Origin of the sequence: Streptomyces sp. NPDC101151 (assembly GCF_044768335.1) — a bacterium.
Lineage (GTDB): Bacteria > Actinomycetota > Actinomycetes > Streptomycetales > Streptomycetaceae > Streptomyces.
This window is the reverse complement of the sequence record NZ_JBIWPP010000017.1, coordinates 1-17,681: the sequence shown is the minus strand read 5'-3', so window position 1 is coordinate 17,681 and position 17,681 is coordinate 1. Positions and strand designations below refer to the sequence as shown.

Annotated in this window: 16 protein-coding genes, 1 rRNA gene and 1 riboswitch; of the genes, 5 read left to right on the top strand and 12 right to left on the bottom strand. The window is 69.4% G+C overall.

Translation table 11 applies throughout. The features are described 5' to 3' along the window. Positions 1–191 precede the first annotated feature (191 nt). From modA to ACIRU3_RS27445, 4 genes are all read left to right on the top strand, one after another. Positions 192–986, top strand: coding sequence for a molybdate ABC transporter substrate-binding protein (modA, locus tag ACIRU3_RS27460; RefSeq protein ID WP_404061774.1), 795 nt, complete (start codon positions 192–194; stop codon positions 984–986). After that, a complete protein-coding gene (gene modB, locus ACIRU3_RS27455; RefSeq protein WP_404061326.1) occupies positions 983–1,840 on the top strand; it encodes a molybdate ABC transporter permease subunit in 858 nt (285 codons plus the stop codon). The genes modA and modB overlap by 4 nt, the downstream gene beginning before the upstream one ends. Positions 1,841–1,953: 113 nt before the next feature. Then, complete coding sequence (locus ACIRU3_RS27450; protein WP_404061323.1) at positions 1,954–3,045, top strand: ABC transporter ATP-binding protein; 1,092 nt, start codon at positions 1,954–1,956, stop codon at positions 3,043–3,045. A 28-nt stretch (positions 3,046–3,073) separates the two neighbouring features. After that, the gene (locus ACIRU3_RS27445; RefSeq protein ID WP_404061320.1) at positions 3,074–3,493 is read left to right on the top strand and encodes a molybdopterin-binding protein; all 420 of its coding nucleotides are present in this window, start codon (positions 3,074–3,076) and stop codon (positions 3,491–3,493) included. Positions 3,494–3,635: 142 nt separating this feature from the next. Here ACIRU3_RS27445 and gcvP read toward each other — a convergent pair whose 3' ends face one another. Then, positions 3,636–6,521, bottom strand: coding sequence for an aminomethyl-transferring glycine dehydrogenase (gene gcvP, locus ACIRU3_RS27440; protein WP_404061318.1), 2,886 nt, complete (start codon positions 6,519–6,521; stop codon positions 3,636–3,638). 174 nt (positions 6,522–6,695) lie between these two features. After that, positions 6,696–6,790: riboswitch (glycine riboswitch) on the bottom strand. 119 nt (positions 6,791–6,909) lie between these two features. Between gcvP and ACIRU3_RS27435 the strand changes: the two genes are divergently transcribed. After that, positions 6,910–7,281 (top strand): PRC-barrel domain-containing protein, encoded by a 372-nt coding sequence (locus ACIRU3_RS27435; protein ID WP_404061315.1) that lies wholly within the window; start codon positions 6,910–6,912, stop codon positions 7,279–7,281. Here ACIRU3_RS27435 and ACIRU3_RS27430 read toward each other — a convergent pair. The 11 genes from ACIRU3_RS27430 to rrf all read right to left on the bottom strand — a co-directional run. Next, entirely contained in the window at positions 7,203–8,690 is a 1,488-nt protein-coding gene (locus tag ACIRU3_RS27430) for a DNA polymerase IV (protein WP_404061312.1), read from the bottom strand. The two genes, ACIRU3_RS27435 and ACIRU3_RS27430, sit on opposite strands and share 79 nt — an antisense overlap. Positions 8,691–8,742: 52 nt before the next feature. After that, the gene (locus ACIRU3_RS27425) at positions 8,743–9,387 is read right to left on the bottom strand and encodes a MerR family transcriptional regulator (protein WP_404061309.1); all 645 of its coding nucleotides are present in this window, start codon (positions 9,385–9,387) and stop codon (positions 8,743–8,745) included. A 261-nt stretch (positions 9,388–9,648) separates the two neighbouring features. Next, a complete protein-coding gene (locus ACIRU3_RS27420; protein ID WP_026253112.1) occupies positions 9,649–10,122 on the bottom strand; it encodes a bifunctional nuclease family protein in 474 nt (157 codons plus the stop codon). An 85-nt stretch (positions 10,123–10,207) separates the two neighbouring features. Then, positions 10,208–10,945 (bottom strand): MerR family transcriptional regulator, encoded by a 738-nt coding sequence (locus ACIRU3_RS27415; RefSeq protein WP_404061305.1) that lies wholly within the window; start codon positions 10,943–10,945, stop codon positions 10,208–10,210. A 38-nt stretch (positions 10,946–10,983) separates the two neighbouring features. Beyond that, positions 10,984–11,814, bottom strand: a complete 831-nt coding sequence (locus tag ACIRU3_RS27410; protein ID WP_404061302.1) for an FHA domain-containing protein — start codon at positions 11,812–11,814, stop codon at positions 10,984–10,986. A gap of 190 nt (positions 11,815–12,004) precedes the next feature. After that, positions 12,005–12,886, bottom strand: a complete 882-nt coding sequence (locus ACIRU3_RS27405; RefSeq protein WP_404061299.1) for a DUF881 domain-containing protein — start codon at positions 12,884–12,886, stop codon at positions 12,005–12,007. 5 nt (positions 12,887–12,891) lie between these two features. Next, positions 12,892–13,224: a small basic family protein gene (locus ACIRU3_RS27400; RefSeq protein ID WP_003988855.1), complete on the bottom strand. Its 333-nt coding sequence runs from the start codon at positions 13,222–13,224 to the stop codon at positions 12,892–12,894. Next, positions 13,221–14,069 carry a DUF881 domain-containing protein gene (locus tag ACIRU3_RS27395; protein ID WP_404061296.1) on the bottom strand — a complete coding sequence of 283 codons (849 nt, stop codon included), beginning with the start codon at positions 14,067–14,069 and terminating at the stop codon, positions 13,221–13,223. The genes ACIRU3_RS27400 and ACIRU3_RS27395 overlap by 4 nt, the downstream gene beginning before the upstream one ends. A gap of 190 nt (positions 14,070–14,259) precedes the next feature. Further along, the gene (locus tag ACIRU3_RS27390; protein ID WP_404061294.1) at positions 14,260–16,755 is read right to left on the bottom strand and encodes a sugar phosphate nucleotidyltransferase; all 2,496 of its coding nucleotides are present in this window, start codon (positions 16,753–16,755) and stop codon (positions 14,260–14,262) included. Between the two features lie 113 nt (positions 16,756–16,868). Continuing rightward, positions 16,869–17,477: a CDP-alcohol phosphatidyltransferase family protein gene (locus tag ACIRU3_RS27385; protein ID WP_404061291.1), complete on the bottom strand. Its 609-nt coding sequence runs from the start codon at positions 17,475–17,477 to the stop codon at positions 16,869–16,871. A gap of 109 nt (positions 17,478–17,586) precedes the next feature. Further along, a 5S ribosomal RNA gene (gene rrf / locus ACIRU3_RS27380) occupies positions 17,587–17,681 on the bottom strand; the annotation flags it as partial.

Genomic DNA, 17,681 nt, shown 5'->3' with positions numbered 1-17,681 from the left:
CCGTACAAACGCACATGCAAGCTCCAAGTCATATGTTCGCAGCTCATGCGATGTGACAGGAGACTTACACCTGGCAGATGCGGCAGTATCATCGCCGCACGGCCGTTGACCGGCCGTGACAGGGCGCGACAGTTGTTCCACAGAACCCGAGGAGTAGATCCGTGAAGACTCGTTCCGTGCGCCGGACCCGGATGCTGCAGCTGGCCGGCGCGGGAGCCGCTGCCCTGATGGCATTGAGCGCCTGCTCCTCTTCGTCCGACGACTCGGCCAAGTCGAACAAGTCCGACTCCTCCTCCGCCTCCCCGAAGCTCTCCGGCGAGGTCACCGTGTTCGCGGCCGCCTCCCTCAAGGAGAGCTTCACGGCCCTGGGCAAGGAGTTCGAGAAGGACAACCCCGGCACCAAGGTCAGCTTCAACTTCGGCGGCAGCGACACTCTTGCCGCGAGCATCACCAGCGGAGCCCCCGCCGACGTCTTCGCCGCCGCCAGCCCCAAGACCATGGCGATCGTGACGGACAAGAAGGACGCGGTCGGCACTCCGGCCACCTTCGTCCGCAACCAGCTGGAGATCGCCACCCTGCCGGGCAACCCCGACAAGGTGGCCTCCCTCAAGGACCTCACCAAGTCCGGTCTGAAGGTCGTCCTGTGCGACAAGACCGTGCCGTGCGGCGCCGCCGCGCAGAAGGCTCTGGACGCCAGCAGCCTCAAGCTCACCCCGGTCTCCTACGAGGAGGACGTCAAGTCCGCCCTGAACAAGGTGGTGCTGAAGGAGGCCGACGCCGCGGTCGTCTACAAGACCGATGTGAAGGCGGCGGGTGGCAAGGTGGAGGGCGTGGAGTTCCCCGAATCGGCCAAGGCCATCAACGACTACCCCATCACCCTGCTGAAGAACGCTCAGCACGCCGAGGGGGCCAAGGCGTTCATCGCGCTGGTGCAGTCCGCCGAGGGCCAGAAGGTTCTGAGCGAGGCCGGGTTCCTCAAGCCGTGACCTCGCTCGACAAGCCCGGCGCCGCGGCCGACCCCCGCACGGGTGGGCCGCGGCGCCGCCGCGTTCGCGCGGGCCGGCGCGGAGTGCCGCTCCCGCTGCTCGTACCGGGCCTGGTGGCGCTCGCGTTCCTGCTGCTGCCCCTGATCGCCCTGCTCGTCCGTGCTCCCTGGCGCAGTCTGCCGGACCTGCTGACCAGCACCGAGGTGTGGCAGGCGCTCCAGCTGTCCCTCATCAGCGCCACGGCCGCCACCGCCGTGAGCCTCGTGCTCGGCGTGCCGCTGGCCTGGCTGCTGGCGCGCACGGACTTCCCCGGCCGTGGCCTCGTACGGGCTCTGGTGACCCTGCCGCTGGTGCTTCCGCCGGTGGTCGGCGGTGTGGCCCTGCTGCTCGCCCTGGGCCGCAACGGAGTCGTCGGCAAGTGGCTCGACTCCTGGTTCGGCATCACGCTGCCGTTCACCACCACCGGGGTCATCATCGCGGAGGCGTTCGTCGCGATGCCGTTCCTGGTCATCAGCGTCGAGGGCACCCTGCGCGCCGCCGACCCGCGCTTCGAGGAGGCGGCCACCACACTGGGGGCCTCCCGCTTCACCGCCTTCCGCCGGGTCACCCTGCCGCTGATCGCTCCCGGTATCGCCGCGGGTGCCGTCCTGGCCTGGGCCCGCGCGCTCGGCGAGTTCGGCGCGACGATCACCTTCGCCGGCAACTTTCCCGGCCGCACCCAGACCATGCCCCTCGCCGTGTACCTCGCCCTGCAGAACGACCCCGACGCGGCCATCGCCCTCAGCCTGGTCCTGCTGGCCGTCTCGATCACCGTGCTGGCGGGATTGCGCGACCGGTGGCTGACCGGGTCCTGACGGCCGCGCGCGCATGGGAGGACGATCGAACATGCACGACGGCACGCTGCCCCGATGACACCGCTGTACGACCACACCACGCCCCCGACGAGACCCCGCTGGATGTTCCCTTCATGACCGACATCGACGCCCCCGAGGCCGACCTCGCACCCGAGGCCGTGGGCGAGCAGGGGCTGGACGCCCGTCTCGTCGTCGAGCAGGGCTCCTTCCGGCTCGACGTGGCCCTGGCCGCCGCACCCGGGGACGTCGTCGCGTTGCTCGGCCCCAACGGCGCGGGCAAGACCACCGCCCTGCGCGCCCTCGCCGGTCTGGTCCCCCTCACCGACGGGCATCTGCGACTGGACGGGGCGTCCCTTGAGCACACCCCGCCCGAGGCCCGCCCGGTCGGCGTCGTCTTCCAGGACTACCTGCTCTTCCCGCATCTGTCCGCCCTCGACAACGTGGCCTTCGGACCGCGTTGCCAGGGCGTCGGCAAGGCCGAGGCGCGCGCCCAGGCCGCCGCCTGGCTCGACCGCATGGGCCTCGCCGACCACACCGGCGCCAAGCCCCGCCGCCTCTCCGGCGGCCAGGCCCAGCGGGTCGCGCTCGCCCGCGCGCTGGCCACCCGGCCCCGGCTGCTGCTGCTGGACGAGCCGCTCGCGGCCCTGGACGCCCGGACCCGCCTGGAGGTCCGGTCCCAGCTCCGCCGCCACCTGGCCGAGTTCGAGGCGGTGGCCGTCCTCGTCACGCACGACCCGCTGGACGCCATGGTGCTCGCGGACCGGCTGGTGGTCGTCGAGCACGGCCGGGTCGTCCAGGAGGGCACCCCGGGCGACATCGCCCGCCATCCGCGCACGGACTACATCGCCCAGCTCGTCGGCCTCAATCTGTACCGCGGACGGGCCGAGGGGCACACCGTACGGCTCGACGCGGGGCCTTCGATCACGACCACCGAGGACCTGTCCGGTCCGGTCTTCGTGGCGTTCCCGCCCGTCGCCGTCACCCTCTTCCAGGACCGGCCCACCGGCGCCAGCGCCCGCAACATGTGGCGCTGCGAGGTCGCCGGCCTGGAGACCCACGGCGACCAGATCCGCGCCGACCTCACCGGCGAACTCCCCCTCGCCGCCGACCTCACCACGGTCGCCGCCGCCGAGCTGGATCTGCATCCCGGCGCTGCCGTCTGGGCGACGGTCAAAGCGACGCAGACACACGCATACCCGCTCTGAACGGACGCGCACTCTACGGTGGGTGCCCATGACACTGAGCATCCGCAACCAGCTCCCGGGAACCGTCACCGAACTCCACCCCGGCGAGGTCATGGCCACGGTGAAGATCCACCTGGACGGCGGGCAGGACCTGATGGCGGCCATCACCCTGGAGGCCGTCGAGCAGCTCGGCCTGGCCCCGGGCTCTCCCGTCCGCGCGCTGGTGAAGTCGACGGAGATCTCGCTCGCCACGAGCCGGGTCGAGGGTCTGTCGATCCGCAACCAGCTTCCCGGCGCGATCGTCCATCTCGCTCTCGGTGCGGCCATGGCCTCAGTGAAGGTCGCTGTGCCCGGCGGCGAACTCACGGCCGTGATCACCAAGGATGCGGCTGAAGACCTCGGCCTCTTCGTGGGCTCCGACGTGATCGCCCTGATCAAGTCGACCGAGGTGTCGCTGGCCTCGCTGTGAGAACTCGTCCGGCCTCGATACGAGAAGTCGTCCGGCCTCGGCGTGAGAACGCGCCGGACTCGGCATGAGAAGCCGCCGCCCTCGGCCTGAGAGACGGCGGAGCCCCGCCCGGTACACGGGCGGGGCTCTCACCAGGGGTCGCTCAGTCCTCGTACGCGTCCAGCGGCGGGCAGGAGCAGACCAGGTTGCGGTCACCGAAGGCCTGGTCGATGCGGCGCACCGGCGGCCAGTACTTGTCGGCGGCCGAGACACCGGCCGGGAAGACGGCCTCCTCGCGGCTGTAGGCGTGCGCCCACTCGCCGCCGAGCGCGGCGGATGTGTGCGGCGCGCCGGCCAGCGGGTTGTCCTGTGCGGGCCACTCGCCGGAGCCGACCTTCTCGATCTCCGCGCGGATGGCGATCATCGCCTCGCAGAAACGGTCCAGCTCGGCCACGTCCTCGGACTCGGTCGGCTCGATCATCAGCGTGCCGGCCACCGGGAAGGACATCGTCGGCGCGTGGAAGCCGTAGTCGATCAGGCGCTTCGCCACGTCGTCCACGCTCACGCCGGTCGCCTTGGTCAGCGGGCGCAGGTCGATGATGCACTCGTGCGCCACCAGGCCGCCGGGGCCCGTGTAGAGCACCGGGTAGTGCGGCTCCAGGCGCTTGGCGATGTAGTTCGCGGAGAGCACGGCCACCTGGGTGGCGCGCTTGAGGCCCTCGCCGCCCATCAGACGGACGTACGCCCACGAGATCGGCAGGATGCCCGCGCTGCCCCACGGCGCCGCCGAGATCGGGCCGACGCCCGTCTCCGGGCCGGCCGCGGGCTGCATCGGGTGGTTGGGCAGGTACGGCGCCAGGTGCGCGCGGACCGCGACCGGGCCGACGCCGGGGCCGCCGCCGCCGTGCGGGATACAGAAGGTCTTGTGCAGGTTCAGGTGCGAGACGTCGCCGCCGAAGTGCCCCGGCTTGGCGAGGCCGACCAGTGCGTTGAGGTTCGCGCCGTCGACGTACACCTGGCCGCCGGCCTCGTGCACCTGGGCGCAGATGTCGGCGACGTGCTCCTCGAACACACCGTGGGTGGACGGGTAGGTGATCATCAGGACGGCCAGCTCGTCACGGTGCTGCTCGATCTTCGTCCGCAGGTCCTCGACGTCGATCTCGCCGTCCTCGGCGGTCTTCACGACGACGACCTTCATGCCGGCCATCACGGCACTGGCGGCGTTGGTGCCGTGCGCGGAGGAGGGGATGAGGCAGATGATGCGCTGCTTGTCGCCGTTGGCGCGGTGGTAGCCACGCACGGCCAGCAGCCCGGCCAGCTCGCCCTGGGAGCCGGCGTTCGGCTGGAGCGAGACCTTGTCGTAGCCGGTGACCTCGGCGAGACGGTCCTCCAGCTCATGGATGAGCGTGAGGTAGCCCTCGGCCTGCTCGGCGGGCGCGAACGGGTGCAGCTGGCCGAACTCGGGCCAGGTGACCGGCTCCATCTCCGTGGTCGCGTTGAGCTTCATGGTGCAGGAGCCCAGCGGGATCATGCCGCGGTCGAGCGCGTAGTCGCGGTCGGCCAGCTTGCGCAGGTAGCGCAGCATCGCGGTCTCGGAGCGGTGCTCGTGGAAGACCGGGTGGGTCAGGTAGTCGTCGGTGCGCAGCAGCGCCTCGGGCAGGGCCTCCCCGGTCGCGGCGTCCAGCGCCTCGATGTCGCCCTCGACACCGAACGCGGACCACACGGCGGCCAGCTGGGCCCGGTTGGTGGTCTCGTCACAGGCGAGGGAGACGAGGTCGGCGTCGACCGGACGCAGGTTGACCCCCTTCTCACGGGCGGCGGCGACGACCTCGGCGGCCTTGCCGGGCACGCGCGCGGTGAGGGTGTCGAAGTAGGAGCCGTGCACGATCTCCACACCGCCGGCCTTCAGGCCCTCGGCGAGGACCGTGGCGTAGCGGTGGGTACGGCGGGCAATGACCCTGAGGCCCTCGGGGCCGTGGTAGACGGCGTACATGCCCGCCATCACGGCGAGCAGCACCTGCGCGGTGCAGATGTTGCTGGTGGCCTTCTCGCGGCGGATGTGCTGCTCACGGGTCTGCAGCGCGAGGCGGTAGGCCTTGTTTCCGTCGGCGTCGACGGAGACGCCGACGAGACGGCCGGGCAGGCTGCGCGCGAACTTCTCGTGCACCGCCATGTAGCCGGCGTGCGGACCGCCGAAGCCCATCGGCACGCCGAAGCGCTGGGTGGTGCCGACGGCGATGTCCGCGCCCAGCTCACCGGGCGAGACCAGCAGGGTGAGGGCCAGCAGGTCGGCGGCGACGGTGACGAGCGCGCCCAGCTCGTGCGCCTGGTCGATGACCGGCTTGATGTCGCGTACGACGCCGGAGGCGCCGGGGTACTGGACCAGCACGCCGTTGATCTCGCGCGCGGCGATGTCGGCCGGGATGCCGTCGCTGAGGTCGGCGACGACGACCTCCACACCGGTCGGCTCGGCGCGGGTCTCGATGACGGCGATGGTCTGCGGCAGCGCGTCCGCGTCGATCAGGAACAGGCCCTTCTTGTTCTTGCCCATGCGCCGGGACAGCGCCATCGCCTCGGCGGCGGCCGTGCCCTCGTCGAGCAGGGAGGCGCCGGAGGTGGGCAGGCCGGTCAGCTCGGCGACCATCGTCTGGAAGTTCAGCAGGGCCTCCAGGCGGCCCTGCGAGATCTCCGGCTGGTACGGCGTGTAGGCCGTGTACCAGGCCGGGTTCTCCATGACGTTGCGCAGGATGACCGGCGGGGTGAAGGTGCCGTGGTAGCCGAGGCCGATCATGGAGCCGAGGACCTGGTTGCGGTCGGCGAGCGAGCGCAGCTCGGCGAGCACCTCGGCCTCGGTGCGGGCGCCCGGCAGGTCCAGGGCGTCGGCATTCTTGATCACATCCGGGACCGCGGCGGCGGTCAGCTCGTCGAGGGAGCCGTAGCCGACGTGCGCGAGCATCTTGTCCCGCGCCTCCTCGTCGGGCCCGATGTGGCGCTGCTCGAAGGGGATGCCCGCTTCGAGCTCGGAGAGCGGAATGCGATGGGCGGTCATTGCGGAGGCCTCCTGGTCTGACGCGACCTTCGAGGGGCACCACGGCGCGGATACCCCGACGGCCTCCCCCTCTGTCATCTCAACCTGAGAGCTTCACCGGGCGCCCGCGGGTCCCGGCTTTCACCGTCGGTGAGGGCGGGTGCCGTCGGCACTCGCCCTGCTTTCCAGAGTGACCTCGTCCGTGCGGTACGTGAGCCTGAGAGATTCCGGGGAGGATTTGCTCCTTCGGCGCCTCCGAGGTGATCGGAGGACTCTCCCGCACGGGGTCAGCAGCCGCTGTCAGCCTACCAGCGAGGTCAACGCCCGAGTCCTCGAGTGGCCGCCTCCTTGAATGTGCTCTTTTGTAGTGCTTACGGATGAGTTGCGACCAAGTGGAGGGAGAGGGACCGTGCAGACCGATATCGATCCGCGCAACCTGATCGGCCGCAAGGCGTTCGACCGCAATGGCACCAAGATCGGCACCATCGACGAGGTGTATCTCGACGACGCGACGGGTGTGCCGGAGTGGGCGGCCATACGGACCGGTCTGTTCTCCCGGGACGCCTTCGTCCCGCTGGAGCCCAGCGAACTGATCGAGGGCGCCCTCCGGGTTCCCTTCGAACGCGCGCTCATCAAGGACGCCCCGGACTTCGGGGTGGGCCGCCACCTCTCCCCCGAGCAGGAACTCCAGCTCTACCACCACTACGGACTCGACGTGACCTCACCCTCCCCGCTCCCGGACCGCGACTTCGGGAAGCTGGCGGGCACGGAGGAGACGTGAACCGCTCCGGCCGGTGAGGCGTCCGTCCCTCCTTCGGACGCTTCCCCCGGACCCTCGGCCCGGGGCGGCGGGCCCGGCGCGCCGGGGACCAGCGGCAGCGGATCCACCGGCTCCAGGCCGGGGTCGTCGACCCGGAAGGTGCGGACCCGTCCCGGCGGCGAGTCCGGTGTCTCGAAGCGCACGGTGACCCGGCCCAGGCCGCTGCCCTGCACCCAGCCGTACCCGTGCTCGGCATGCCGTACGTCGTGCCCCGCACGCCAGTGCCGTTCGACGGGCTCCGGATGCTCCTGAACCGCCTCCGGCGCGGACTCCTCCGGCGTCTCCGCGGCCCGCTCGCCCGCCGCCTGCGCGAACAGGTCCTCCTGGGTGTAGTCGGCGAGCCCCGAGACACCCACGCCGAGCAGCCGCACCCCGCCCGTGGTGTCCACCGACTCCAGCAGCCGCGCGGCCGCCTCACGGATCACCGCCGGATCGTCGGTGGGCCCCCTGAGCGTCTCGGAGCGGGTCAGCGTCGAGAAGTCGTACCGCCGCACCTTCAGCACGATGGTCCGCCCCGACAGCCCGGCCCCGCGCAGCCGCCGCACACACCGGTCCGCGAGCCGCTGCACCTCCAGGCCGACCCGCAGCCGGTCATGGATGTCCACGTCATAGGTGTCCTCCACCGACACCGACTTGGTCTCCCGCTCGGCCACCACGGGCCGGTCGTCGCGCGCCAGCGCCATGGCGTACAGCGCGTGCCCGTGCGCCTTGCCGAGCAGTCGTACGAGTTCGTCCTCACCCGCCTCGGCCAGCTCTTCGACGGTGGTGATCCCGGCGCGCCGCAGATGGTCACCGGTCGCCGGACCGACCCCGGGCAGGGTCCGCACCGGCATGGGGCCCAGCAGTGCCCGCTCGGTCCCGGGATCGATGAGCACGAGTCCGTCGGGCTTGGCCTGCTCCGAGGCGATCTTGGCGAGCATCTTGGAGGCGGCCAGCCCCACCGACCCCGTGACTCCCGTGACCGCCCGGATGTCCGCACGCAGCTTCGCCCCCGTCAGCCGCGCCGACTCCTCGTCCCAGGCCGTTCCCCCGGCCTCCAGATCCACGAACGCCTCGTCCAGGCTCAGCGGCTCCACGAGCGGTGACAGCTCCCGCAACAGCACCATCACGTGGTCGCTGACCGACCGGTAGAGAGCGAAGCGGGGCACCAGATACGCGGCGTTGGGCGCCAACCGGCGCGCCTGCGCCATCGGCATCGCGGAGTGGACCCCGAAGACCCGTGCCTCGTACGACGCGGTGGCCACCACCCCACGTGGTCCGAGTCCGCCCACCACGACGGCCTTCCCGCGCAGGCTCGGCTTGGATGCCTGCTCCACCGAGGCGAAGAAGGCATCCATGTCGAGATGCAGGATCGTGGGCGCGTTTCTCACATCTCCGATGCTGCACCACACCACTGACAATGCGGCCCCCCGAGGGGCACCGTCAGACCGCGCGGTTGCGCCGCCTCGCCAGCTCGTCCGCGGGGTTGTGCCCGACCAGGGTCTCCCCGGTGTCGATGCGCTCGCCGTGCAGCTGGGAGAGGGCGCTTTCCACGTCCCGCCAGACCACGCCGACGGCGATCCCGAAGATGCCCTGACCGCCCTGGAGCAGGGCGTGGACCTCGTCGGGCGAGCTGCACTCGTAGACCGTGGCACCGTCGCTCATGAGGGTCATGCGCTCCAGATCGCGGAAACCGCGTTCCCTCAGGTGCAGGACGGCCGTACGGATGTTCTGCAGCGAGACCCCGGTGTCCAGGAACCGCTTGACGATCTTCAGGACGACGACGTCCCGGAAGCTGTACAGCCGCTGCGTTCCCGACCCGTACGCGGGCCGGACGCTCGGCTCGACCAGCCCGGTGCGGGCCCAGTAGTCGAGCTGCCGGTAGGTGATGCCGGCGGCCGCGCAGGCCGTGGGCCCCCGGTAGCCGATCTCCTCGGTTGTCATGGACGCCGCCCCTCCGCCGTTCGGCACCGCCGTCGGTCGCCGCGGGGCGTGATCGACCGCGTTGCTGTGAAGCGGGTACGGACCGCTCTCCCCGAAATCGCGTCCCGGGGCACCCCCAGCCGTACCGTCGCCGCTCGTTCTCACGCCGACCTCCGTCCTTGACCTGCCTTCTCGACGGTAGGCAGTCACCAGGGGTGCGTCAACGATCGCCACACTCGGCACGCCGAGTGATAATCACCCTAGGAGTGGTTTCCCGCACCCCACCGCGGGGAAAGGCTAGCCGAATGCTCTGGCGGGGAGTCGTAGGACGCTCTCACGGGCCGCTGGCAAATGCCATGGTGCCCGGCGTCGAGAAGCGGCGAACGACCGGTCTCGGACCCTCGGGTCGCCCGGCCGGCCCCCGCCTCACTGGCTGCTGGTACCGAAGTCCTCGGGCGAGATCTGGTCGAGGAACTCGCGGAACTTCTCCACCTCGTCCTCCTGCTCGTCCGGAATCGCGATGCCCGCGTCGTCCAGCACCGTGTCGCTGCCGTAGATCGGCGTTCCGGTACGCAGGGCGAGCGCTATGGCATCCGAGGGACGGGCGCTCACCTCGACCCCGCTGGCGAAGACCAGCTCCGCGTAGAAGACGCCCTCACGCAGATCCGTGATGCGCACTTCGGTCAGCTCCTGGCCGACGGCCTCCAGCACGTCCTTGAACAGGTCGTGGGTCAGCGGTCGCGCGGGGGCCATGCCCTGCTGGGCGAAGGCGATCGCCGTCGCCTCCCCCGGCCCGATCCAGATGGGGAGGTAACGGTCGCCCCCCACTTCGCGCAGGAGCACGATCGGTTGGTTGGAGGGCATTTCGACCCGGACACCTACGACATCGAGCTCGTTCACACAGCAACCCTAGGCCGTGCCCGGGACGTTTGGGTAGTCGGGCCGGGAACAGGTGCCCGATCCGGCCGGTGGGACACCCCGCCGCTCAGGGCAACCGCACACCGAGGGCGATCTGCACCAACGCGGCGTGCAGCCTCACCGTGAGCGCCGCCAGTTCCTTCGTACGGGCCTCGGCGTGGGCCCTGGTCTGCGGGTTGCGGTGGCGCTTCAGGGGGGCCACCACCTGGTCCACGAGACCCGCCTCGCGGTCGGCGGCGGCCTTCATCACCCGCAGGTGGCGCGGCTCGATACCGAATCGGCCCAGCTCGGAGACGAGCGAGGCCACGGTGACGGCCTCGGCGTCGTACGCCCCCTCCGCCAGGGGAGCGAGGAGCCCGTACGACTCCCACTCCTCCAGGGTCCCCTCATCGATCTCCGCGGCCGCCAGCAGCTCGGCCCGCCCGATCCGGGCGACCGTGGGCCGCTCGGGCGACTCCAGGACCTCCTCGCCGGTGCGCTGGCGCCCCACCACGGGCAGCTGGACGGCCTCCCCCCGCTCCATGGCGTCCAGGTGCTCGCGGATCACCTTGAGCGGCAGATAGTGGTCCCGCTGCATCCTCAGGACATGCCCGAGGCGCTCCACGTCCTGCGTACTGAACTTCCGGTACCCCGACGGGGTCCGCTGCGGCTCGACGAGGCCCTCCGACTCCAGGAAGCGAATCTTGGAGATGGTGACCTCGGGGAATTCGTCGCGCAGCGCATTCAGCACCGTGCCGATGCTCATCAGCCCACCGTCCGTGGCGGCGGTACCGCTTCGGGCACCGCCGCTCGGTGTTTGAAGCATGGACCTCCCCTGGGGTCCCCCCGGACGGGGTCCGGGGGTCAGATGCCCTGCCGGCTCGCGTAGAAGACCAGCCGGTACTTGCCGATCTGCACCTCGTCACCGTTCGACAGAGGGACCTGGTCGATCCGCTCACGGTTGACGTACGTGCCGTTCAGACTGCCGACGTCGGCCACCGTGAACGAGCCGTCCTGGGAGCGCCGGAACTCCACGTGCCGGCGGGAGACCGTCACGTCGTCCAGGAAGATGTCGCTCTGCGGGTGACGGCCCGCCGTGGTCAGGTCGCTGTCCAGCAGGAAGCGGCTGCCCGAGTTCGGCCCTCGGCGCACCACGAGCAGCGCCGAGCCCAGCGGCAACGCGTCGACCGCGGCCTGCGCCTCGGGCGAGAGCATCGGCACCGCCGTCTGCCCGGTCACCTCGGCGTCATAGGCCTCGATGCCGGAGATGGAGATCGTGGAGGTGGTCTCCGACGCGCGCTCCGGCGCCACGCCGGGCCGCAACGGCGCCCCGCAGTTGGAGCAGAACCGGGCGTTCTCCGCATTGCGGTTACCGCACCTCGTACACACCAGGACCGACATGGACGGATCCTCCTGCCGCGGCTGCCCCGCGGGGGCGTTCGACGCGTACGGGCCGGGGGCAAACCCTCCACCCGCACTTGAGGTTGACGGTTGCCCGAAACCTATGCCGCCGGACTGGGCAGGGTCAACAGACGCCGCGCCCTGGCCTCCGGAAATGTCACCGCCCGGACCAGTGACCTGGTCGCGGAACAGCGGGCGCTGGCCCTCTGCGTCAGGCTGTGCGCGATGACGAGCGGTCGCGTTGTCGCTACCCTCTCGCGCGCTCTTGCCGAACAACTTCGCAAACAACTTCACGGGCGATTCCCCTTGACCGAAACAGACCCGCCCGTGGGGCAGGACGAACCCTGATTGCCTACACCGGCCGACCCGGACATCCTCACAACGTCCGTATCCGCCAAACAGTTTCCACCACGCACCACCTCATCGATGCGCCGACCCCCCGCAACCTCATGCCCCTGCCCGACGTCCCCCATGCACCGCCGGTTCACTGGGAGGACGACCGAGCGTAGTCAGGCTGCTTCGCGTGCCGCAAGGCATCCACGACGATCTTGCTCGACCGGTCGACGGTCACCGTGGCCTGCTCCTTCTCCAGGGTCTGCACCACGCCTCCAGGGATGTTCAGCGCCGGCTCGAGATCCTGCGGCTTGCCGATGACCTTGAAACGATAGGGAGCGTTGATCTTGTTCCCGTCGACGCTCACGCTCTTTCCGGAGTCGGTGAAGTAGCTGCTCGCGACCACCCGTACCCCGTTGACCTGGATCGCCTCCGCGCCGGCCGCGCGCAGCTCCTGGATCGCGTCGAGCAGCATGTCCGCCTTGACCGTCCCCTTCGTGTCCTCGATCGTCATGGTGATGCCGGGACCCTCCGCCGCGACGGTGCCCGCCAGAATGCCGAGTTGCTTCTCCTTCTCGGCGGTCTGCTTGCGTGCCTCCGCGGCCTGGTCGGAGCTGCTCTGCAGCTCCTGACGCTGCTTTTCGAGTCCCTGCTTCTCGTCCTCAAGACGCTGAGTACGGTCATCCAGTTCATCGAGGATGCGAACAAGATCTTCCTGACGGGCGCCGCGCAGCGCGCTGTCACTGTCACTGTTCGACGCCACCTGCACGGCCAGCCCGAATCCGAGGCCGAACAGCAGCAGCGCGACGATGAGTTGAGCCCGGGTGATCCGCGGCGGCCACAGCCCCTTGACCAGCCGCTGGCGCCCGGTGAGGCGCGGCTCGGAGCTCTCGGCTGTCCGCTGGGCGCTCTCGGCGGGAGTCCCCTGGGAGCTGTCGGCGGGCGCCGGTCCGGGCTCGGCGGCCGAGGCCGGAACCTCGTCGGGCAGTTCCTTGCGCAGCCTGTTCTCCGGCTGCTCCTCCTGGTTGCTCATCGCCGTCACGCCCGGAAGACGTGCCGCCGGATGGCCGCGGCGTTCGAGAAGATCCGGATACCGAGCACCACCACGACACCCGTGGACAGCTGCGCGCCCACCCCCAACTTGTCGCCGAGGAAGACGATCAGCGCGGCCACAACCACGTTCGAGAGGAACGACACCACGAAGACCTTGTCGTCGAAGATGCCGTCCAGCATGGCCCGCAGACCACCGAACACGGCGTCGAGCGCCGCCACGACGGCGATCGGCAGGTAAGGCTCGACGACCGCCGGAACCTCAGGCCGGACCAACAGGCCGGCCACGACTCCCACGACGAGGCCCAGTACGGCGATCACGATGTGCCCTTCTCAGTCTGCTCGGCGTCCGGCTGTGCTGTACGTACGATCACACTCGGTGCGGCGGGCAACCGGACGTCACCCTCCGTGGAGATGGTGGCGCGGATGCCGAAGTTCTCCTCCAGGGCATGCAGATACAGGCCGTCGGCACTGTTCTGGAACCTGGTGCTCAGCCGCTCCCCGTCCCCCACCGCCAGCACCGTGTACGGCGGCACCAGCGGCTTGTTGTCGACCAGTATCGCGTCACCTGCGGCCCTGATCGCGGACAGGGCCGTCAGCCGCTGTCCATTGATCGAGACGGCCTCGGCTCCGGAGGCCCACAGACCGTTGACCACCCGCTGCATGTCCCGGTCGCGCAGCCGTCCGGTGTCGGAGAAGTCGGAGGTCTCGCGCGGATCGGTGGCGTCGCCGCCGGAACTGGCCTCCTTGGCGTCGTTCACCACGAGTTTCACCCCGCGGCCGTGCACAGCGGAGGCGCCCGACAGAACGCCCACCAGGTCCGCCTCGGTGCTGCCGCCACTCTGCTTCAGTGCCGCCCGCCGGCGCGCATCGACATCGTCACGCAATGTGTCGACATCGCTCTCGAGCCTGTCGGCGTCCGCGGTCTCGCGGTCGATGCGGTCGATCAGCTCCTGGCGCTCCTTGGCCACCACAGGTGCCGCCACGCGCGCCTGTGCGGCTCCGACGGTCACGACCAACGCCGCGAGAACCAGTCCGGCCGCCAGGCCCAGCTTCGCCCGCAGAGTCTTCGGCAGCCCGCCCTCGCCCTGGGACTTCTTCCGGGCGGCGGCCTCGGCATATCCGTCGTCGAGGCTGTGGTCCATGACGTTGGTGATCAACGACATGGAAGCGTCCGGACGCCGCGGCTGCGGGGGGCTGCTCCGAACGGGGGGTTGCTGCGGCATGCCGCACATCGTCGCATGTCGCGCGCAGTACCTCCGAATGGCCCCACCGGCGTGCCGGACAGGCCCCCTTGGGGACACTTGTCCGGCACGCGCGTGTGCAGTGCCATTTTGCCGTGCGGAGCCGCCGGTCCTACCGCCCGGCGCTGTCCACCACGGCCGACCACTCGTCCAGCAGGGCCTGCGCCGACGCGTCGTCGGGGCCCTCGGCCCACAGATGGGTGACGGCCTCGGCCGGGTCGGGCAGCACCATCACCCAACGCCCGTCGGTCTCCACGACCCGCACACCGTCCGTCGTGTCGACAGAGCGATCGCCCGCCTCCTCGACGACACGCCGCATCACCAGGCCCTTGACGGCCCACGGGGTCGCCAGGTCCCGCTTGAGGACGTGCGCCCGCGGAATCCGTGCGTCGATCTGGCTCAGCGTGAGCTGCGTGCGCGCCACCAGCCCGATCAGTCGTACGAAGGCCGCCGTGCCGTCGTAGACGCTGCTGAACTCGGGGACGATGAACCCGCCCTTGCCGTCACCGCCGAAAATGGTGCCCTCGTCCCGTCCCACGCGCGTGAGGTCGTCGGGAGAGGTGGTGGTCCACTCGACCTGTGTGCCGTGATAGGCGGCCACCTGCTCGGCGATCCGGGTCGTCGTCACCGGCAGGGCCACACGACCGCTGCGCCGCTCGGCGGCCACCAGGTCCAGCATCACGAGCAGAGCCCGGTCGTCCTCGATGATCCGGCCCTTCTCGTCCACGAGCGACAGCCGCTCGCCGACGGGGTCGAACCGGACGCCGAACGCGGCTCGGGAGGAGGCCACTATCTCGCCGAGGCGCACCAGCCCGTTCCGCCGTATCTCTTCGGTCTCCGTGGGCCTGGACTCGTCGAGACCGGGGTTGATGGTCAGCGAGTCCACACCCAGCTTGCCGAGCAGACTGGGCAGGACGAGGCCGGCACTGCCGTTGGAGGCGTCCACGACGACCTTGAGGCCCGATTCCGCGATCCCGGTGATGTCGACGTTCCGCAGCAGGGAGCCGGTGTACGAGTCGAAGACGCTCGCCGGGAAGTACAGGTCGCCGATCTCACCGGGGAACGCCCGACGGTACTCCTGTCGCGCGAACACCCGGTCGAGCTTGCGCTGGCCACCCTGCGACAGGTCCGCTCCCTGCCCGTCGAAGAACATGATGTCGACGGAGTCCGGCACGCCCGGCGAGGTCCGGATCATGATGCCGCCGGCACTGCCTCGCGCGGTCTGCTGCCGGGCCACCGGCAGCGGCACGTTCTCCAGGTCCCGTACGTCGATGGCGCTGGCCTGGAGCGCGGAGATCACGGCCCGCTTGAGGGCACGGGCACCTCGGGAATGGTCACGTGCCGTGGTGACCGTGGACCCCTTCTTCAACGTGGTCGCATAGGCGCCCGCCAGCCGTACGGCCAGCTCGGGCGTGATCTCCACGTTCAGGATCCCGGAGACACCGCGCGCGCCGAAAAGGTTCGCCTGTCCTCTCGACTCCCAGATGACCGAGGTGTTGACGAAGGCGCCGGCCTCGATGGTCTTGAACGGATAGACCCGCACGTTGCCCTGAACGATCGATTCTTCACCGATCAGGCATTCGTCACCGATGACCGCGCCGTCCTCGATCCGGGCGGCCCGCATGATGTCTGTGTTCTTGCCGACGACACAGCCGCGCAGATTGCTGTGCTGGCCGACATACACGTTGTCGTGCACCACGGCCCTGTGCAGGAACGCACCGCTCTTGACGACCACGTTGGAGCCGACGACGGTGTGCTCGCGGATTTCGGCGCCGGCCTCCACCTTGGCGTAGTCGCCGATGTAGAGCGGCCCGCGGAGGACGGCATCGGGGTGCACCTCGGCCCCCTCGGCCACCCAGACTCCCGGGGAGATCTCGAAACCGTCGATCTCGACGTTGACCTTGCCCTCAAGGACGTCGGCCTGGGCCTTGACGTAGCTCTCGTGGGTACCGACGTCCTCCCAGTAGCCCTCGGCGATGTAGCCGTAGATCGGCTTGCCTTCCTTCATCAGCTGCGGGAAGACATCGCCGGACCAGTCGACGGGCACATCGGGTTCGACGTAGTCGAAAACCTCGGGCTCCATGACGTAGATGCCCGTGTTGACCGTGTCGGAGAAGACCTGACCCCATGTCGGCTTCTCGAGGAAACGCTCGACCTTGCCTTCCTCGTCGACGATGGTGATGCCGAATTCCAGCGGATTGGGCACCCGGGTCAGACAAACGGTGACCAGCGCGCCCTTCTCCTTGTGGAAATTGATCAGGTCGGTGAGGTCGAAGTCGGTCAGGGCATCACCGGAGATGACGAGGAAAGCGTCGTCCTTCAACGCCTCTTCGGCGTTCTTGACGCTTCCGGCGGTACCGAGTGGCTTCTCCTCATTGGCATATGTGAGCTCCATTCCGAGCTCATCGCCGTCCCCGAAGTAGTTCTTGACGAGCGATGCCAGGAACTGCACGGTGACAACGGTCTCGTTGAGCCCATGCCGTTTGAGCAGCCGTAGCACGTGCTCCATGATCGGGCGGTTCACCACCGGCAGGAGCGGCTTGGGCATGCTGGAGGTCATAGGGCGAAGGCGAGTGCCTTCGCCACCGGCCATCACGACGGCCTTCATGTCGGAAGCGTCCTCCTAAAGAGACGACTGTCTAGCCGACTTCACCCGTCCAGATTGTCCCGCAGTTTTCCGCAGCGGGCCATCGGGCCACTATGTCCGGACAATCAACGAGCTCAATCGGCCGCGGCATCCGCGCGGACCAAGCGGCGGACCTGTACCACGTAGAGCACTCCTGCCCACCAATAGAGCGTTGTACCCCATCCCGCGAACGCCCATCCGAAGACAGCAGCGAGTGACGCGATCCATCCGTTTCCGTCACTCAGGAGCAGGAGCGGGAAGGCATACATCAGGTTGAACGTGGCTGCCTTCCCCAGGAAGTTCACCTGTGGCGGCGGATAGCCGTGGCGCCTGAGGATTCCCACCATCACCAGCAGAACCAGCTCTCTGACGAGCAGAAGGGCCGTCAGCCAGATCGGGAGGATCTCACGCCAGGTGAGGCCGACCAGGGTGGAAAGAACGTAGAGGCGGTCGGCGGCGGGGTCGAGGAGCCGGCCCAGACTGCTGATCTGGTTCCACCGCCGGGCGAGCTTGCCGTCGAGATAGTCGCTGATCCCACTGAAGGCCAGCACGAGGAGGGCCCAGCCATCGCTGTTGGGACCCCCGAACTCCGGCCTGAGGATCAACCACAGGAACAGGGGTACGCCGACGAGCCGTGCCATGCTGAGGATGTTGGGGATGGTGAGGACCCGGTCTGTCTGGACACGGGTCTCCTGGACCTCCACCCGGGGGCCTCCTGTGCAAAATGAGCCAACGATGCCCCCTGACCCTACCTCAACGCAAAAAAGCTCCGGCCCCTGGGCGATGTGCCCAAGAGCCGGAGCTTTAAAAGGAGTTCGGCGGCGTCCTACTCTCCCACAGGGTCCCCCCTGCAGTACCATCGGCGCTGTGAGGCTTAGCTTCCGGGTTCGGAATGTAACCGGGCGTTT

What these genes read in the sequence shown, in the direction of transcription:
- ACIRU3_RS27450 (WP_404061323.1), top strand. Translation starts at nt 1,954, where the DNA reads ATGACCGACATCGACGCCCCCGAGGCCGACCTCGCACCCGAGGCCGTG.
- ACIRU3_RS27445 (WP_404061320.1), top strand. Translation starts at nt 3,074, where the DNA reads ATGACACTGAGCATCCGCAACCAGCTCCCGGGAACCGTCACCGAACTC.
- gcvP (WP_404061318.1), bottom strand. Translation starts at nt 6,521, where the DNA reads ATGACCGCCCATCGCATTCCGCTCTCCGAGCTCGAAGCGGGCATCCCC.
- modA (WP_404061774.1), top strand. Translation starts at nt 192, where the DNA reads ATGCTGCAGCTGGCCGGCGCGGGAGCCGCTGCCCTGATGGCATTGAGC.
- ACIRU3_RS27395 (WP_404061296.1), bottom strand. Translation starts at nt 14,069, where the DNA reads ATGTCGTTGATCACCAACGTCATGGACCACAGCCTCGACGACGGATAT.
- ACIRU3_RS27405 (WP_404061299.1), bottom strand. Translation starts at nt 12,886, where the DNA reads ATGAGCAACCAGGAGGAGCAGCCGGAGAACAGGCTGCGCAAGGAACTG.
- ACIRU3_RS27390 (WP_404061294.1), bottom strand. Translation starts at nt 16,755, where the DNA reads ATGAAGGCCGTCGTGATGGCCGGTGGCGAAGGCACTCGCCTTCGCCCT.
- ACIRU3_RS27415 (WP_404061305.1), bottom strand. Translation starts at nt 10,945, where the DNA reads ATGCTTCAAACACCGAGCGGCGGTGCCCGAAGCGGTACCGCCGCCACG.